Here is a 940-nt window from a genome sequence, read left to right as displayed (position 1 = left end):
GGCCATAGAGGCCCTTTTTTGATCGCTTTAAAGCACATTACTTTTTAGAGCTCAGCATTTCCTGAATGGCGCCAACGGAGCCCAGCACATTGGTGGTTTCAATGGGCAGGAAGATGCGATCGCCTTGCTTGGCAATATTCGGCAGCGTTTGTAGATATTCACGACCCAGCAAGTAGCCAATAACGGTATCGGAGCTTAACTGTCCATCACCAGAAGCCAGAACTTCCTCAATCGCTTTACGTTGCCCTTGTGCACGCAGAATGGCAGATTCTTTTTCACCTTGAGCACTTAAAATAGCAGCTTCGCGCTCACCCTGAGCACGGGCGATAGCAGCTTGCTTTTCACCTTCGGCTTCGGTCACCGTAGCACGACGCTGCCGCTCGGCAGTCATTTGTTTACGCATGGCTTCTTCTACATCAACGGGTGGGGCAATATCGAGCAGTTCAACCCGAACCACTTTGATGCCCCAACCATTCCCTGCATCATCTAGCACCACTCGCAAACGTTCGTTGATTTGCTCGCGAGATTCAAAAATAGAGTCCAGCTCCATCCGGCCAATTTCAGCACGTAGCGATGTTTTCGCCAGCACCTCTACCGCTTGAATGATGTTTTCAACTTCATAGACGGCACGCACCGGATCCATGATACGGAAATACAACACACCATTGACGGTGACGGTGACGTTGTCTTTGGTGATCACGCTTTGACCAGGGAAATCCAATACGGCTTCCCGCAAATCAATCCGTGGAGTTTCGACAAACTTTAAATTACGCAGCATGATAATCGGCCGCGGCTTTTCAATAAAGGGCACGGTGATCTGGATGCCGGATTGCATGGTGCGGTGATAGGTGCCTAACCGCTCGATCACCATGCACTCACTATTACGAACAATAAACACATTGCCCAGAATTAAAATGATGGCAAAGACCGCCACCCCTAG

The 940-nt window shown here is 49.8% G+C and carries 1 protein-coding gene; it reads right to left on the bottom strand.

Translation table 11 applies throughout. The features are described 5' to 3' along the window. Window positions 1-37 precede the first annotated feature (37 nt). A partial coding sequence (locus tag Q3O60_RS17595; RefSeq protein WP_369812688.1) for an SPFH domain-containing protein occupies window positions 38-940 on the bottom strand: 903 nt, incomplete at its 5' end.

This window comes from Alkalimonas collagenimarina (assembly GCF_030717845.1).
GTDB classification, from domain to species: Bacteria; Pseudomonadota; Gammaproteobacteria; order Enterobacterales; family Alteromonadaceae; genus Alkalimonas; species Alkalimonas collagenimarina.
Note: the sequence above shows the minus strand (reverse complement) of the source record. Positions and strands in the feature narration are given on the sequence as shown.